The organism is Skermanella aerolata KACC 11604 (assembly GCF_000936425.1).
GTDB lineage: Bacteria > Pseudomonadota > Alphaproteobacteria > Azospirillales > Azospirillaceae > Skermanella > Skermanella aerolata.
This window is the reverse complement of the sequence record NZ_AVFK01000006.1, coordinates 249,416-264,706: the sequence shown is the minus strand read 5'-3', so window position 1 is coordinate 264,706 and position 15,291 is coordinate 249,416. Positions and strand designations below refer to the sequence as shown.

At 64.4% G+C, this 15,291-nt stretch carries 17 protein-coding genes and 1 tRNA gene; 3 read left to right on the top strand and 15 right to left on the bottom strand.

What is annotated here, in order from left to right; genetic code table 11:
- Window positions 1-82: 82 nt before the first annotated feature.
- From N826_RS10700 to N826_RS10650, 11 genes are all read right to left on the bottom strand, one after another.
- Complete coding sequence (locus N826_RS10700) at window positions 83-1,750, bottom strand: ArnT family glycosyltransferase (RefSeq protein ID WP_244619485.1); 1,668 nt, start codon at window positions 1,748-1,750, stop codon at window positions 83-85.
- On the bottom strand, window positions 1,747-2,049 hold the full coding sequence (locus tag N826_RS10695) for a lipid-A-disaccharide synthase N-terminal domain-containing protein (RefSeq protein ID WP_084720644.1): 303 nt from the start codon (window positions 2,047-2,049) through the stop codon (window positions 1,747-1,749). The genes N826_RS10700 and N826_RS10695 overlap by 4 nt, the downstream gene beginning before the upstream one ends.
- A gap of 17 nt (window positions 2,050-2,066) precedes the next feature.
- A complete protein-coding gene (locus N826_RS10690) occupies window positions 2,067-2,813 on the bottom strand; it encodes a glycosyltransferase (RefSeq protein ID WP_308518233.1) in 747 nt (248 codons plus the stop codon).
- 240 nt (window positions 2,814-3,053) lie between these two features.
- Window positions 3,054-3,743, bottom strand: a complete 690-nt coding sequence (locus N826_RS10685) for a response regulator transcription factor (RefSeq protein WP_044428419.1) — start codon at window positions 3,741-3,743, stop codon at window positions 3,054-3,056.
- Between the two features lie 42 nt (window positions 3,744-3,785).
- On the bottom strand, window positions 3,786-4,070 hold the full coding sequence (locus tag N826_RS10680; RefSeq protein WP_044428417.1) for a DUF427 domain-containing protein: 285 nt from the start codon (window positions 4,068-4,070) through the stop codon (window positions 3,786-3,788).
- A 99-nt stretch (window positions 4,071-4,169) separates the two neighbouring features.
- Window positions 4,170-4,256, bottom strand: a tRNA-Leu gene (locus N826_RS10675).
- 49 nt (window positions 4,257-4,305) lie between these two features.
- The gene (locus N826_RS10670) at window positions 4,306-5,166 is read right to left on the bottom strand and encodes a class I SAM-dependent methyltransferase (RefSeq protein WP_147040347.1); all 861 of its coding nucleotides are present in this window, start codon (window positions 5,164-5,166) and stop codon (window positions 4,306-4,308) included.
- Window positions 5,153-6,238 carry a glycosyltransferase family 4 protein gene (locus tag N826_RS10665; RefSeq protein ID WP_044428412.1) on the bottom strand — a complete coding sequence of 362 codons (1,086 nt, stop codon included), beginning with the start codon at window positions 6,236-6,238 and terminating at the stop codon, window positions 5,153-5,155. Before N826_RS10665 ends, N826_RS10670 begins: the two co-directional genes overlap by 14 nt.
- Complete coding sequence (locus N826_RS10660; protein ID WP_044428409.1) at window positions 6,235-6,654, bottom strand: 6-pyruvoyl trahydropterin synthase family protein; 420 nt, start codon at window positions 6,652-6,654, stop codon at window positions 6,235-6,237. The genes N826_RS10665 and N826_RS10660 overlap by 4 nt, the downstream gene beginning before the upstream one ends.
- 42 nt (window positions 6,655-6,696) lie before the next feature.
- Window positions 6,697-7,692, bottom strand: coding sequence for a zinc-dependent alcohol dehydrogenase (locus N826_RS10655; RefSeq protein ID WP_211099250.1), 996 nt, complete (start codon window positions 7,690-7,692; stop codon window positions 6,697-6,699).
- Window positions 7,685-8,569 (bottom strand): RibD family protein, encoded by an 885-nt coding sequence (locus N826_RS10650; protein WP_244619499.1) that lies wholly within the window; start codon window positions 8,567-8,569, stop codon window positions 7,685-7,687. Before N826_RS10650 ends, N826_RS10655 begins: the two co-directional genes overlap by 8 nt.
- A 234-nt stretch (window positions 8,570-8,803) precedes the next feature.
- Between N826_RS10650 and N826_RS10645 the strand changes: the two genes are divergently transcribed.
- Together N826_RS10645 and ribA are read left to right on the top strand one after the other, a co-directional pair.
- Complete coding sequence (locus N826_RS10645; RefSeq protein WP_169789320.1) at window positions 8,804-9,478, top strand: CDP-alcohol phosphatidyltransferase family protein; 675 nt, start codon at window positions 8,804-8,806, stop codon at window positions 9,476-9,478.
- A 91-nt stretch (window positions 9,479-9,569) separates the two neighbouring features.
- Complete coding sequence (gene ribA, locus N826_RS10640) at window positions 9,570-10,730, top strand: GTP cyclohydrolase II (RefSeq protein ID WP_044428404.1); 1,161 nt, start codon at window positions 9,570-9,572, stop codon at window positions 10,728-10,730.
- A gap of 98 nt (window positions 10,731-10,828) precedes the next feature.
- On the opposite strand, the gene N826_RS10635 is transcribed toward ribA, so the two are convergent.
- Window positions 10,829-11,422 carry a bactofilin family protein gene (locus N826_RS10635; protein ID WP_244619486.1) on the bottom strand — a complete coding sequence of 198 codons (594 nt, stop codon included), beginning with the start codon at window positions 11,420-11,422 and terminating at the stop codon, window positions 10,829-10,831.
- 203 nt (window positions 11,423-11,625) lie between these two features.
- On the bottom strand, window positions 11,626-12,306 hold the full coding sequence (locus N826_RS10630) for an EI24 domain-containing protein (RefSeq protein ID WP_044428399.1): 681 nt from the start codon (window positions 12,304-12,306) through the stop codon (window positions 11,626-11,628).
- A gap of 147 nt (window positions 12,307-12,453) precedes the next feature.
- On the opposite strand from N826_RS10630, the gene N826_RS10625 reads away from it, so the two are divergent.
- Complete coding sequence (locus N826_RS10625; RefSeq protein ID WP_044428397.1) at window positions 12,454-13,446, top strand: adenosine kinase; 993 nt, start codon at window positions 12,454-12,456, stop codon at window positions 13,444-13,446.
- A gap of 88 nt (window positions 13,447-13,534) precedes the next feature.
- On the opposite strand, the gene N826_RS10620 is transcribed toward N826_RS10625, so the two are convergent.
- Together N826_RS10620 and N826_RS10615 are read right to left on the bottom strand one after the other, a co-directional pair.
- Complete coding sequence (locus N826_RS10620; protein ID WP_044428394.1) at window positions 13,535-14,488, bottom strand: ParB/RepB/Spo0J family partition protein; 954 nt, start codon at window positions 14,486-14,488, stop codon at window positions 13,535-13,537.
- Complete coding sequence (locus N826_RS10615; RefSeq protein WP_084720641.1) at window positions 14,488-15,273, bottom strand: ParA family protein; 786 nt, start codon at window positions 15,271-15,273, stop codon at window positions 14,488-14,490. The genes N826_RS10620 and N826_RS10615 overlap by 1 nt, the downstream gene beginning before the upstream one ends.
- Window positions 15,274-15,291: the final 18 nt, after the last annotated feature.

The following is a 15,291-nucleotide window of genomic DNA, read 5'->3' as shown; positions in this document are numbered from 1 at the left end:
TCGGACATGGAAGCGAAGGAACTCACCTCCGCTATCGATAGGAGCAATCAATACGCGGTAAAGGTTAGAGGAAAGTTACGCTTTAACGGCGATAGAGTGACAGCACCAAACTCCTTCCACGAGAGTAATTGAAACCACTGATTGTTGCAGTCGGTACTGGCTGAATGTTATCCACTACGGCCTGATCGAGAAAGGCTTGGTTCTGCCTCTGGTCGACCAGAGCCAGGGCGCAGGCATCTCCTGCCAAAGCCTTGGCCGCCGCAGCACCATCCCCCGTCAACACGGTACCCGTGCCGGTCAGGAAGACGAGGCTGGGTTCGGTGAAACCGGCGGACACGAGCACGCTGTCGGGACAGGGCCGCACCCGCTCTACCGCCTCCGCAATGCGGGGGCTGAGCCAGATGGTCTCCAGTTGCGGGAACACAACCTGGAACGCCAGGAGATAGAGTCCGAACGCACCCGCCGTCAGCGCGGCTACCGAACGCCGCAGCCACTCCCTTCGGTACAGGACGACGCCGTAGGCCAGCACCGCCAGCGTGACCAGCGCCAGCAGGATCGACAGTGGGTCGAAACGCTTCTCGACCATGATCGGCAAGGCTGCCATGGCGCCGGTCAGCGTCAGGGCTGTCACCGCGAACAGCGCGTTCGCCGTCCCTGTCAACCAGGGCCGCGCCTTGCCGAAGCCGTCCAGGACAGCCCGTGCCGTCAGCAGAGCGAACGCCGCATAGGTCGGCAGGATGTAATGGAACAGCTTGGTCGGCACCGCCTCGAACACCAGCCAGCTCGGTACGATCCAGGCGAGGCAGAACAGCACCGCTGGATCGCGCCGGTTGTTCCACACCCATGGGAACGCTGGCAGCGCCAGCAGCGACCAGGGCCAGAAGGTGACGGGAAACAGCAGGGTATAGTAGCCGGGCGGAAAGCCCTTGGACTCCTGCCCTCCCGCCACCTTGGCCATCATGTCGTGACCGACCGATTCGGCGAAGAAGGAGCCGTTGGTCTTGATCGTGATCAGGATCAGCCACGGCGCCACGAGAGCCAGCATCACCGACAGCCCCAGCTTGGGCCGAAGCGGCGCCAGCCAGCCTATCCCGCGCTGCGCCACCGACAACCAAAGGACGGTGCCGCCGGTGACCAGCAGGATGATCGGCCCCTTCAGCAGGATGCCGACGCCCAGCGCGGTCCAGAACAGCAGGACCGAACCCAGCCCCAGGCCGTCCCGCATATCCCGGCGCAGCCAAATGCTAGCCAGCACCCCCTGGGCGGCGAGGATCGTCGCGAACAGAGCCGCGTCGGTCTTGGCCGTACGCGCTTCCACCCCCAGAAGGACGGTACCGGCCAGCATGACGGCGCCGATGAACCCTGCTACCGGTCCGAACAGGCTGCTGCCGACCCAGAAGGTCAGCAGCACGGCAACGGTGGCGCCGATCAGGGACGGCAGCCGGTATGCCCAGATGGCGGTCTGCTCCGGCCCTCCCGCCAGCGTCACCGCCGCCGACTGCATCCAGTAGATGCCGACCGGCTTCTTGTGACGCGCTTCGCCCTGGAAGCGGATATCGACGAAGTCCCTGCTCTCCAGCATCTGGCGCGTCGCCTGCGCGAAGCGCGCTTCGTCCCGGTCCATCGGCGGCAGGCTGAAGAAGCCGGGCAGGAAGAGCAGAAGGCAGAGAGCGGCAAGGGCAACGGCCAGAGCTGTGCGCTTGGGCCAAGTAATGGACCGGCCGGCGGTATCGCTGATCAGCGCCCTCACGATGGCGATGCGCTTCCGACTTCGGGAATGGTATCCGCCTTCTCGCGCCTGTTGCGCCGGATCAGCCAGATGTTGCGGGCGTAGATCACCAGACCCAAAGCCTGTCCCAGGATGAAGACGGGGTCTTGGCGGTAGATCGCGTAGGCCAGCAGCGTGACGCCGCCGGCGACGCTGAAATACCAGAAGGCTTCCGGCACGATGCTGCGCTTGATCCGCTCGCTTTGGATCCACTGGATCAGGAAGCGCATGGAGAAAAGCGCCTGCCCCAGGAACCCGATCGCCGTCCAGACGGAAAGCATTGCTCCACCCATTCCGCTCAGTGAGCCTGTTCGATGCCGTCTTCGATGATGGCGGCCGGCAAGCGGGTACGACGCTTCAACCATAAAACGCCCAAGAGATCGACGATGCCGATGACCGCACGGCCGAGGTTGTCGTATTTCGACACGCCACGGCGGCGTGGACGGTGATTGACCTCGACATAGTCGACACGGTAGCCGTGGATCTGGAACAGCGCCGGCAGGAAACGGTGCATGGCGCCGAAGAAGGGCAGCGCCAGGAAGGCGTCGCGCCGGAACACCTTGATGCCGCACCCCGTATCGATGCAGCCGTCGCTCAGGACCTTCTGGCGCAATCCGTTGGCGATCTTCGTCGCGGCCCGCTTCGACCAAACGTCGCGCCGCTTGCGGCGCAACCCGCCGACCAGTTCCGGTCCGCCATCGGCGAAGGCACGGTTCAGCAGGTTCGGGATATCGGCCGGATCGTTCTGTCCGTCGCCGTCGAGCGTCGCGATCCAGACGCCGCGCGCCGCGCGTACGCCCGTCCAGACCGCGGTGCTCTGGCCCGATCGGCTGGCGTGACGCAGGACACGTACGGCCGCTCCGGAACCGGATGCCGCGATGCCCCGCTCCAGAGCGAGACGTCCCGCCGTTCCGTCATCGCTGCAATCGTCGACGAAGATGACCTCGTAGTCGCCTGTTTCGGCCAGCGCCGTCCGGATCTCCGCCAGCAGCGGCAATACATTGTCAGCCTCGTTGTGGACGGGGATGACGACGGACAGAAGCAAGGGCTCCTGTACGGGTGCCACGGTCGGCATGACTAAGGCTGGAAAAGCGCTGTTCACAGGGAAGATACTCCCCAAGGGCATGGCCTCACGAGACGCGGCATCATAACCAAGTGGGGAGCGGAAGGAAGACTTTTGAAATCGAGTCGCGAATTCTTAAAAATTTGTAATACTGACCGACACGATCACTTGATACAGACCGGCCTGTATTTCTTGATTACACCTCACCTCGAGGCAGGGAAATCAGGGCACTAGCCGGTAGCCGCCCGGCTCGGTCACAAGGATCTCGGCATTCGACGGATCCCGCTCGATCTTCTGGCGCAGGCGGTAGACGTGGGTTTCCAGCGTATGGGTCGTGACGCCAGCATTGTAGCCCCAGACCTCGCCCAGCAGCGTATCGCGACCGACGACCTTCTCACCGGCACGGTAGAGATATTTGAGGATCGCCGTTTCCTTCTCGGTCAGCCTTATCTTCTTATTGCCGGTCTCGGTCATCAGAAGCTTCACGCTTGGGCGAAACGTATAGGGGCCGATGGCGAAGACGGCATCCTCGCTCTGTTCGAACTGGCGCAACTGGGCTCGCAGGCGGGCCAGCAGCAGGCTCAGGCGGAACGGCTTGGTCACGTAGTCGTTGGCGCCGCTGTCCAGTCCCAGGATCGCGTCGCTATCGCTGCCGGCCGCCGTCAGCATGATGATGGGGCTTCGCACGCCTTCGCGCCGCATGACCCGGCACAACTCCCTGCCGTCCATGTCGGGCAGTCCGACGTCCAGCAGTATCGCGTCGAAATAATTCTGGCGGACGATGGCAAGAGCGGCCGAAGCGTCGCCCGCCTCGACCGTTTCGAATTCCTCGAGCAGTTGGAGTTGCTCGGCCAGGGACTGGCGCAATGCCACATCGTCATCGACCAGCAGAATTTTCTTGCCCGGCGTCATTATTACCCCTGTCTGGTTCCCGGCATGTAAATCCGGGAAGGCTCAGCGCTGAACCTCGACTCCGCGCCAGAACGCGACATGGTCCTTGATCGCGGCAGCCGCCTCTTTCGGATCGGGATAGTACCACGCGGCATCGCGGTTTTCGACGCCATCGACGCTTATCGAATGGTAATGCGCCGTGCCCTTCCAGGGACACACCGTAGTCGTATTCGATGGCTGGAAATAATCGCGTTTGATGGTATCGGCTGGAAAGTAGACGTTGCCTTCGACCAGTTCGAAGCGGTCGCTTTCGGCGATAACCTTACCATTCCAGACAGCCTTGGCCATGTCATCCTCCTGTTGAGAACCGGCACCGGAAAAACGGTGCCAGGAGGGTACATGGGGCGCCGGGATCGTGGGAAAACCCCACGGATCCTTCAGAGAGGATGGTGCCCAGGAGAAGACTCGAACTTCCACGACCTTTCGGCCACAGGTACCTGAAACCTGCGCGTCTACCAATTCCGCCACCTGGGCAGCGCGGAGCCGCTAGATACTGTGCCGGAGCTTATGCTGTCAAAGACTTTCAGCGCGGGCGTGCAAAAATATCGACATGCCCGACCAGTGCAGTCAATCCACTCTGTGCCGCGTCTTTCAGCCGGCTCTGCGTCCAGGCTTCGATGGTGTCGGCACGGTCCGGCGGTGCGATCTCCAGCGCCGCGTTCCGATAGCCCTCGAGCAGAGCGCCGTGCATGGCGGTATCGGCGGGGCCAATATTCCAGTCGCTCTCGGCGGTGAAGACGTCGAATCCGCGTTCCGCCAGCAGCCCGGCGAGCAACGATGGAGCATGGCGGCCAAGGCCGGGTCCAAAACCCTTGTCGGTCGCCTGATGAGCTTCGATCCAGCCGCGTATTTCGTCATCGGCCGGATCTTCCGGCGCCCATGCCAGCCGGCCGTCGACGCTGAGGGTAAACAGGACGGGCCTTGGAGCCTGCGCCAGCCAGTGGACGAACCGTTCGGCCCAGTCGGCTGAGACGAGATCGAAGAGAGCCGTGGAAACGATGCCGTCGAAGGCAGCCGGGTCAAGAGCGTCGAGATCGCGCACAAGGTCAACCTGCCGGCATTCCCACTCGAAAGGAAGGGCGGAGGCTTGCTGCCGCCAGCGCGCCACTTCCCCGCCAGCCGCTTCCAGAAGCACCCGGTCATGGTCGGCAAGCACCCAGCGCTGACCGGCGCGCCCAAGGCGGGGTGCCAGATAGCGAAGATTGGCGCCGGTTCCGGCGGCCAGATCGAGCAGGCGGGGATTTTCAGGCAGCGAGCCGGCAAAAAGCTTGGTCAGACGCTCGACCCGCGCCGGATCATCGAAGGCAGAGCGAAGCCGGAGCCAGCCGGGATCGAAGCCGCCGCTGGCGCCCATGGCCCCGCCGTCGTCGTCACGCCCTGGCAAGGGACCTGCGCAAAGCCGGCTCGAGCCCGGCCAGTTCGGCGGCGAACCTGTCGGCCGCGTCTTCCCAGGTCGGCAGCGCCGAAGCGGCAGCCCTGGCGGCTGCCGTCAGGCTGGACCGCAAACCTGCATCTGTCAGCAACCGGCGCAGGGCGGCAGCCAGGGCGGCGGCGTCGCCGGGTGGGACGAGGACGCCGGCATCGGCCGGGACCGTCGTCGGAATGGCGCCGGCATTCGAGCTGACGATCGGCAGCCCGTGGGACAAGGCCTCGGCCAGCGCCATGCCGTAACCCTCGTAGTAGGACGGCAGCACGAAGACGTCGGCGGCATGATACTGGCTCTGAAGAGCCGCCGGTTCGATCTCGTCCATCAGAGCGATCCTGCCGGTCAGCCCATGACGCGCTATCGCATCCTGGACAGCGGCGGTCGCAACGGGATCACGGGTGATGCTGCCGATGCAGATCAGCCTCCAGGGCAGATCGGTCAATCGGCTTAGGGCTTCCACCAGGATCAGATGACCCTTGCGCGGGGTGACGGTAGCGACGCAAAGGAGGTTCAATTCATCCGTGCCCGAGCCCGCTGCCGGCGCTTCCGGCCGGTCGGTGCCGGGTTCCACGATGCCCAGCCTGCTCCTAGTCACGTGGAAGTCGGCGAGCAGCGTCTCCGCCGTCGCGGGGCTGGTTACGACGATCCGCTGGACCCGCGCCAGACTGCCCTGCTCGATCAGCTTGAGCGTGCGTGCCTGGGCCTCGCTCAGCCCAAGTTCGAGGGAGAGGGGGTGATGGACGAGCGCCACGAGGCGCAGACGGTGGTTCTCGACCATCAGGCTGCCGGCGACGCCCGGCAGCGCTAGACCGTCGATCACGACAAGGGCGCCGTCCGGCAGTCCGGCCAGGACGCGGTCGGCCTCGAAGATCGCTTCCTGATCGACCAGCGGATAAGTGCCGGGGAGCGAATGGACATGGACCTGGATGCCGCGAGCCCGCAACCCGGCGACGATGCGCGCATCGTAGAGATAACCGCCGGTTTTCTGATCCAGCGCTCCTGGAAGGACCAGATGGAGTTCGGCGCTCATTTCCCAGCTTCCACCGGGGTAAGCGGGGCCTCGTAGGTCGCCCAGGCAAGGTGGGATTCGTGCAGCGTGATCTTCAGGCTGTCGAGTTCCTTGCCACCTTCTCCCAGCGCACCGTCCATGATCCGGGCACTCAGGCGGCGGTGGATCTCGCCGCACAGGAACTCGGTCGTGGTGTTGGATCCGGTAAGTTCCGGAACCTCGTCCAGGTTACGGTAGTTCAGCGGCTTCAGCACCTCCGACAGCAGCGCCGACGCCATGCCTATATCGACGATCAGCCCATCGGCATCCAGGCTCCTGCGGCGCATTTCCAGGTCGCAGATGAACGTCGCGCCGTGAAGCTTCTGGGCTGGGCCGAATACGGCGCCCTTGAAGCTATGCGCGATCATGATGTGGTCGCGCACTGTCAGGCTGTACATCGGGCAAGTCCTCCGTGTTTCTTCAATCGGTTATGTCAGGTCTCATGCCCGATGGTAGCGGATCAAATGGCAAAGCTCATCGCCCGGATGCAGCGTCAACCGGGGAAAAACATCCGTTAGGTCAGCAAACATTGACGAGCCGGTCAAGAGGATATCAAGGCGGGAATCCTCAAGCAGATCAAGTGCAAGACCCAGCCGGTCCCGGTAGCTCCAGCGCGACCGCATCGATGGCGCCACCGAACCGACCTGGCTGGAAACCAGCCGTAGACGGCGCGGATGGAAGGCCGCACCGAGCGGAGCCGCCACCGGGCGGGTGCCGTACCAACTCGCCTCCACGATGGTCGCCTCGAATCCGGCAAGCGCCAGCGCCGTCGTCAGGCCGGCCGGGTTGCCGCTGGTGTGGATCACTATGTCGCAGTCGCCCGTCGCCTCCTCAGAGAGGGCGAATCGGACCCCAAGGGCATCGGCGACGGCCTTGCGGGCTGGGTTGACGTCGATCAGTTCGACCCGCGCTCCCGGCACGCGCCCGGCCAGCCATGCGGTCAGGCAGCCGACGACCCCAGCCCCGATCACCACGATGCGGGCGCCGACCGGGGGCAGGGCGTCCCACAGGATGTTGACCGCCGTCTCCATGTTGGCGGCCAGCGCCGCCCGGTCGGTCGGGACCGCTTCGGGGATCGGAACCGCCATATCGGCGGGTACGACGAACAGGTCCTGGTGAGGGTGGAGGCAGAAGACGCGCCGACCAATCAGGTGCTCCGGACCTGCCTGCACCTCGCCCACCATGCAGTAGCCGTACTTCACGGGTGCGGGGAAATCGCCTTCCTGGAAGGGGCAGCGCATGGTGCCGGCAAGCTCGGGCGGCACCCGGCCCTGGAACACGAGGCTTTCGGTTCCCCGGCTGACGGCGCTGACCAGCGCCCGTACCAGCACGTCGCCGGGACCGGGAGACGAGAGGACGGACCTCCGCAGTTCGCCACGGCCGGGGACGACGGTCCAGAATGCCGTCGCCCGGAGTTCGATATCGCCGTCAGTCACGGAGAGCGCAATCGAACAGGATGTCCGACCCCAGGACGAAGTGCCGGGAACGGGGTCGCAGGCCGCCGTCGATGGTGTCGATTTCCGGCAGGGTGAAGCTGGGTCTTCCCGAGCCCAGGATCAGGGGCGCCACGGTGACCTGAAGCCGGTCCAGGCAGCCGGCCTGGAGGAAGCGCGACACGGTGACGCCGCCGCCCTCGATGAAGACGAAGCGCAAGCCGCGTTCTTTCAGCAGCGTCAGAATGCTTGCCGGGTCAAGCCCTTGCCCAAGGCGCGGCAGGCCGATTACTTCGGCATCGCCCACACGTTCGGCAGGACGGGCCAGATCCTCGGCGCACAGCAGCAGGCTTGGAGCGGCGCCGTCGCAGAAGACGCCATAGCCGCTCTCCAGCCGGCGATTGGTATCCACGACGACCCGCGCGGGATTGTCGCCGGCGCAGTGACGCACCGTCAGCTTGGGATCGTCGTGCCGGACCGTGCCGGCCCCGACCAGCACCGCATCGGACAAGGCCCTCATCCGGTGGTTATGGACGATGTCCTCCGGACCCGTGACCCATTGCGAAGCGCCGCACAGGGTCGCAATGCGCCCGTCGAGGCTCTGCCCGAGATGCGCCACGGCATAGCTGCGGCCTGACGCAGCGGCGCAGAGCGGCAGATAGAGATCGCACAGGAAACTTCCCGCGGCATCGAGCGGCCGGGCGCTTTGCCAGGGTCCGGTCCGATCCCGTTCCGGAGTCAACTTGAGCAAAGGATGGGTGAGCGCAGGAATATCGGCAGGCGCCGATCCGCCATGACGGATGTCGAGTATGGCACGCCAGACCGTATCCGGGTCGGGCGGTTGCGGGGAAGGGGAGCCGGGGCATTCGCTGGTCATCATTTGCGGCAATGACAGATATCCCCTTCTCAAGATTTTCACAGCCCTCCTTAAAAGGTAAGTCCTGCACGCCTGTTTCGACAGGGCATATGCCCTTTACCCATCCGTTTTGCACACCAGCTATCTGCAATGACTTACCGCCTGCCCGACCGCCCTCTCCGAAGTCGCATAGGATCGACGACGCCAGCATCCAGACTGACGATCAGCGTTACCGTGCATACGGTGGTCGGAGGGCTGGTGACGATCGGCGCCGCATCGATGCTGGCGGGACATGGCGGGCTGCCTGAAATCTATACCGGCTACGTGGCGGTCTGCTACGCCCTGGTCGCCGTCCTGAGCCTGATCCATCTGGACAAGCATGCTCCCCATGCACATTTCGGGTCGGCGAACCGGATCACCCTGGCGCGCGGCATGGTGGCGAGCCTGCTCGGCGGCACCGTGCCAGTCGTGACAGGTCTTGACACCGGGACCCTGTGGGCAGCCTCCGCCGCAGCCTTGCTGGCGCTGGTGCTGGATGGTGTGGACGGCTGGATTGCGAGGCGCAGCCGGATGGCCAGCAGGTACGGCCAGCATCTCGACATCAATTTCGACACCCTGATGATGGGAATCATGGCGCTGCTCGCGTGGCAGAGCGGCAAGGCTGAGGTCTGGGTCCTGGCGATAGGGCTGGCGCGTTATGTCTTCGTCGCTGCCGGCTGGGTATGGCCCTGGCTCAACGCCGAACTGCCGTTCAGCCAGCGCAGGCGAGTGATCTGCGTGGTTCAGATAGCCGTGCTGCTGGTCTGCCTGACGCCTCTCATGGTCCAGCCGTTGAGCAGCCTTGCGGCGGCAGCGGCACTTGGTCTTTTGCTTTTCTCCTTCACGGTCGATACGCTTTGGCTGGTGAAGAACGGTGCCGGGAAGCCGAAATGACTTTTCGCGTCCGATCCCGGCGGCCGGACTTCATCATGAGATTTACCCAAAGACACGCGGCACCCTTTCAGATACAGCAAGAAAAGAAAAAATGACCTCCTCCAGGCTCGCGAAGTTGCAGGACGACCTTTCCCAGCCCCTCGACCAGACGGCGCTGCGCGCAGTCGACCGCGCGATCTGCGAACTGCGCCGGGGCGATCCGGTCGTCGTCGAGGATATGGAGGGCGGCATCGCTCTGGCGCTTTCGGTGGAGGCCGTCTCCGCTCCGGCGCTGAACAGGATCAAGGCCATGGCCGGGACCGTCCCGGTACTGGCGGTCACCAGGCCCCGCGCGGCGGCCATCGGATTGCAAACGTCCTCGGCGCCGGTGCTGAAGCTGGCACTCGGCGCCGGGTTGACGGCGGAGGTCATTCACGATTTGGTGGACCCGACCAGGCGCGCCGGTCCGAACGCCGACGGTGCCATGACGGTCGAAGCGGCCGAGCTTGAAACCCGCGAGGGCGCCGCAGTAGCGCTTGCCAAGCTGGCGCGCCTGCTGCCGGCGGTGGTGGCGGCTTCCGTCCGTCTTCCGCGCGGGGTCACGCTGGAAAACTGGCTGGACAAGAACGACCTGATGATGGTGCGAGCACGCGACATCCTGGATTACCAGACCCATGCCGCACGGACCCTGACGCTGGTCGGCGACGCGTCGGTCCCGCTGGTGGATGCCGAGAACACGCGGATATTGGCGTTTCGGCCGCCGGACGGCGGCGTCGAGCATCTGGCGATCGTCATCGGCGAACCGTCGGCAGACGACGGCCCTGTCCTGATCCGGCTCCACTCGGAATGCTTCACAGGCGATTTGCTGGGTTCGCTCCGTTGCGACTGCGGCGACCAGTTGCGCGGCGCCATCGCGGAGATCTCCCGTCACGGCAGCGGCGTCGTGCTTTATCTGGCGCAGGAGGGCAGGGGCATCGGTCTCGTCAACAAGCTGCGGGCATATCAGCTTCAGGACGACGGCTTCGATACGGTCGAGGCCAACGAGATGCTGGGCTTCGACGCCGACGAGCGGATCTACCTTCCCGCAGCCGAGATGCTGCGCCAGCTTGGTTTCCCCCAGGTGCGGCTGCTGACCAACAACCCAGACAAGCTGCGCCAGTTGGCGCGCTGCGGGATCGAGGTGGTGGACAGGGTGCCGCATGTCTTTCCCAGCAACGGGCACAACGCCGCCTATCTCCGGACCAAGGCGGAGCGCAGCGGACACATGTTCTGACCTCTGCCGTTTTCCCGAAGACGGAAAAGCCCGCCGGCATTGCTGCCGGCGGGCTTTTCTTCTGGAACGCCTGCCGAAGGGACGGACCCTTCTTACGCTTATTCGGCTCCGCCGGTGCGGACGGCGGCATAGGGTGACGGCTGGGCCGCCTCGGCAGTCGCCGGCTCAGACGAAGCGGGAACGCGGGTGATCGAGCCGCTGTTGGCGGTCAGCACCTGGATATCGCCCATGAGCTGGCCTCCGGCTTCGACTTCCAGCTCGCCGTAGCGGATCGATCCGTTGATCTTGCCGGTGGAGCGCAGGCGCAGACGCCCGCGGACGCTGATGTCGCCTTCGAAGCGGCCGGCGATGTCGGCCTCGTCGATCTCGACGCTGCCCTTGAACAGGCCGGATTCCGCGATCTCGATGTTGCGGCCATCCCGCAGCTTGGCTTCGACCGTCCCTTCCACCACCAGCACGTCACAGGCCGTGATCTCGCCGGAGAGCGAGATGTCGCGGCCGACGATCAGCTTGCGCATTTCGTTGGAGCCGGAGGAGAGGGACGAACCACCCGTGGAACCCGGCCCGGACGTGGGGGCCGACAGGCTCTCGCTCAACGGCCGGCGCACCGGCGCACCCGGAATCTCAACCACGCGGCGCGGAATCTCGGGCTTGAAGGTGGCATTGGATGCGGGAGGCTTGGTCGGCGACATATCGGGTCCCTTATCGGCAAACGGAGAACGCGGCGGCAGCTCGGAGGCCACGGCTTCGGATACAGCCGGCTCAACCGGCGATGCGCCTTCGGTATTCAGCGGTCCGGCGGGCGGTGACTTGCGTCGAAACATTATCGATGGCCCCCAAAAGGCAGGGTGGATGACGGCTGTCGCTAAACTGAGCCGTCATGGTTAATTCTTTATTACTCTTTGGCGGTTCGCTGCAAGTTTCCTGTGAGCCCCTGGAAAATGTGCACCATGAACGCTGTCGCGACAACCGGAACCATCAGGTTGACCAAGGGAATCGTGGAAAAGAACGCCACGATGACTCCGGCGGCGAACAGCTTCGCCGTATGAGCCTTACGCATGATCCTCGCCGACTGCGGAGTCATTCTCCTAAGTGCCACCAACTCGAAGTATTCCCGGCTGAGCAGGTAGCCGTTGAGGACGTAGAAGATCATCAGATTTACGCCCGGAATCAGGTAGGCGGGCAGAACCAGCAGGTTGAGTGCGACCACGACGACCAGGAAGCGGAGGGCACCGAAGATCTCGGTCCAAAGGCTTTGGCCGTGGGCGGGAGGAAGACCCGGATAGTACCGCCGCTCCACCGCTTCGGCCACCCGCTCCAGCAGGAGGCTGGAGATCGCCACGACGACCGCCGGAAAGAACAGGTAGGCCAGTCCAAAGACCGCCAAGCCGCCCAGCACGTCGATCGTGTTGTCCAGCCAGGGATAATCGGTCAGCCGGGTCTGGAACAGCAGGATCCAGACTAATCCGGCCACGGTGAGGAATCCCAGGATCGCGCCGACGACGCTTCGCCAGACGACGCGGCTGACGGCGGGGTCGGAAAGCTGTGATACGGCGCGGACAAGGGCTTTTATCATCGGAACCATCGTGAACGTTCTAGCAGTGATCGCGGGTGAGGACGGGAAGGGAGGTGAGGACGGAGACTTGTTCCGCCTATGACGGTGGTTATACTCCAGCCCAGATCCAAGTCCTCTCATTTCAGCAGATCAAGGATACGTCCCCGCATGTCCCAGGCCTCTCTCCACGTTGTCGGTATCGGCAACGCCATCGTCGACGTGATCGCCCATGCCGACGATGCGTTCATTGAAACCAACAGCCTGGAAAAAGGCGCGATGACCCTGATCGACGCCGTCCGTGCGGAAGAACTGTACGACAGGATGGGTCCGGGGATCGAGATGTCCGGTGGCTCCGCTGGCAACACGATGGCCGGCATCGCCGCCCTCGGCGGCAAGGGCGCCTATATCGGCAAGGTCAGCGACGACCAGCTCGGCGGGGTATTCCGCCACGATATCCGCGCAATCGGCGTCCAGTTCGACAGCGCTCCCCTGACCGATGGCGCTCCTACGGCGCGCTGCCTGATCCTGGTGACGCCCGACGCCCAGCGCACGATGAACACCTTCCTCGGCGCCTGCGTCGAGCTGGGTCCGGACGACATCGACGCAGCCCTGATCCAGAGCGCGCAGGTGACGTATCTGGAGGGTTATCTGTGGGACAAGCCGCTTGCCAAGGAAGCCTTCCTGAAGGCGGCGAAGCTGGCCCATGCCGGCGGCCGTAAGCTGTCGCTGACCTTATCGGACAGCTTCTGCGTCAATCGGCACCGCGCCGAGTTCTCCGATCTGGTCGACAACCATGTCGATATCCTGTTCGGCAACGAGCACGAGATCATGGCGCTGTACGAAACCGACAGCTTCGATCAGGCGGTCACGGCGGTGCGGGGCCGCTGTGAGACCGTCGTGCTGACGCGGAGCGAGAAGGGGTCCGTGGTCGTCACCGCCGACGACATCTTCGAGGTGCCGGCGGACAGGATCGAGCGTCTGGTGGATACGACGGGCGCCGGCGACCTGTTCGCCTCCGGCTTCCTGTACGGCTACACCAGCGGCAGGAGCCTGACCGACAGCGCCCGCATCGGCGCCATCGCCGCTGCCGAGATCATTAGCCATGTCGGCGCCCGGCCGGAGGTCGTGCTGTCTGATCTGGTGGCGCAGAAGCTTGGCTGATTGCGCTTTGTAGCGCGGAAGATTGTTGGGCCACGGCCCAACCTACGGGTGATGAAACTCGTAGGTTGGGCGGTGGTCAAACATCGAATCAACTCGCGCGGCCGGTCAGGCGCTCGATCACTTCGTCCAACTGGTCGAGCGTCTGGTACTGGATGCTGAGGGTGCCGCCCTGGCCTTGCGAGCTGATGCTGACGCGAAGGCCAAGCCGGTTAGTGACGTCCTGCTCCAGGGCGATCGTATCGGGGTCCTTGGCAGTCCGTGACGCCACCACAGGTGCCGAACCAGCGCGGGCAACGGGGCCGGGGCCGATCGGCGGTGCATCGGCAGTCGGGGCGACCGGGTCCTCCCGCGTATTGCCATGGGCTTCGCGAGCGAGCTGTTCGACCTGACGGACGTTCAGGCCCCTCTCGATCACCTGCTGAGCCGTCGCCACCGGGTCTTCGACCGACAGCAGCGCGCGGGCGTGGCCGGCGGTCAGGGAGCCTTCCTGAACCATCTGCTTGACCTGAAGCGGCAGGGTCAGCAGGCGCAGCATGTTGGCGATGTGGCTGCGGCTTTTCCCCAGCGCCTTGGCGAGGACTTCCTGGGTATGGCCGAACTCGTCCATCAGGCGCTTGTAGCCTTCGGCCTCCTCCAGCGCCGTCAGGTCCTGGCGTTGGATGTTCTCGATCAGCGCGATCTCGAGCGCTTCCCGGTCGGACAGCTCGCGGATGACGACGGGGACTTGGTGCAAGCCCGCCAGTTGGGCCGCGCGCCAGCGCCGCTCGCCGGCGATGATCTCGAAGATCGCGCCGTCGTCAGGGTGCTGGCGGACCAGCAGCGGCTGGAGGATACCGCGCTCCTTGACGGAATCCACGAGGCTCTGAATCGCTTCCTGGTCGAACTTGCGGCGCGGCTGGAAGCGGCCCGGCGTCACGAACTCGATCGGCAGGTGCCGGGGGGTTTCGCCCTTCTTCAAGGGTTCGAAATCTTCCGGTGCGGTTTCCCCGAACAAGGCGTTTAGGCCGCGGCCTAGGCTGGAGCGGCGCTTATTCTGATCCATCACGCAATCAGCCTTTTCTTCTCACGCTTCAAAACTTCGCTCGCCAGATGAATATAGGCCTGGGAGCCGGGGCAGCGCAGGTCATAGATCAGGACCGGTTTGCCGTGGGAAGGCGCTTCCGAAACCTTGACGTTGCGCGGGATGACGGTGTCGTAGACCTTTTCCCCGAAGAAGCCGCGCACATCGGCCGCGACCATGTCGGAGAGGTTGTTGCGTTTGTCGAACATGGTCAGGACGACGCCGTGGATATCCAGGCCCGGATTGAAGGCGCGCTTGACCCGCTCGATGGTGCGGATCAAGTGGCTGAGGCCTTCCAGCGCGTAGAATTCGCACTGCAACGGCACCATGACGGCGTCGCTGGCGACCAGCGCATTGAGCGTCAGCAGACCCAGGGCCGGTGGGCAGTCGATCAGCACATAGTCGAAGTTCAAGGCACTATGGGCGAGCGCCATCCGCAGCCGGTATTCGCGCTGTTCGGTGCTGACCAGCTCGATCTCCGCTCCGGATAGATCGACCGAGGAGGTCACGACCCACAGGTTGGGGACCGGTGTCTCGATCGCGGCATTCTCGACCCGGACCTCGGCGAACAGCACGTCGTAGGTGCCGACCGACCGGTGGGAGCGGTCGATGCCAAGGCCGGTCGAGGCATTGCCCTGTGGGTCCATGTCCATGATGAGGACCCGCTTGCCGACGGCAGCGAGAGCAGTGGCGAGATTGACGGTGGTCGTCGTCTTACCGACGCCGCCCTTCTGGTTGGCAACGGAGATGACACGGGCGCGGGACATCTTGGCCTCTGGAGCGAC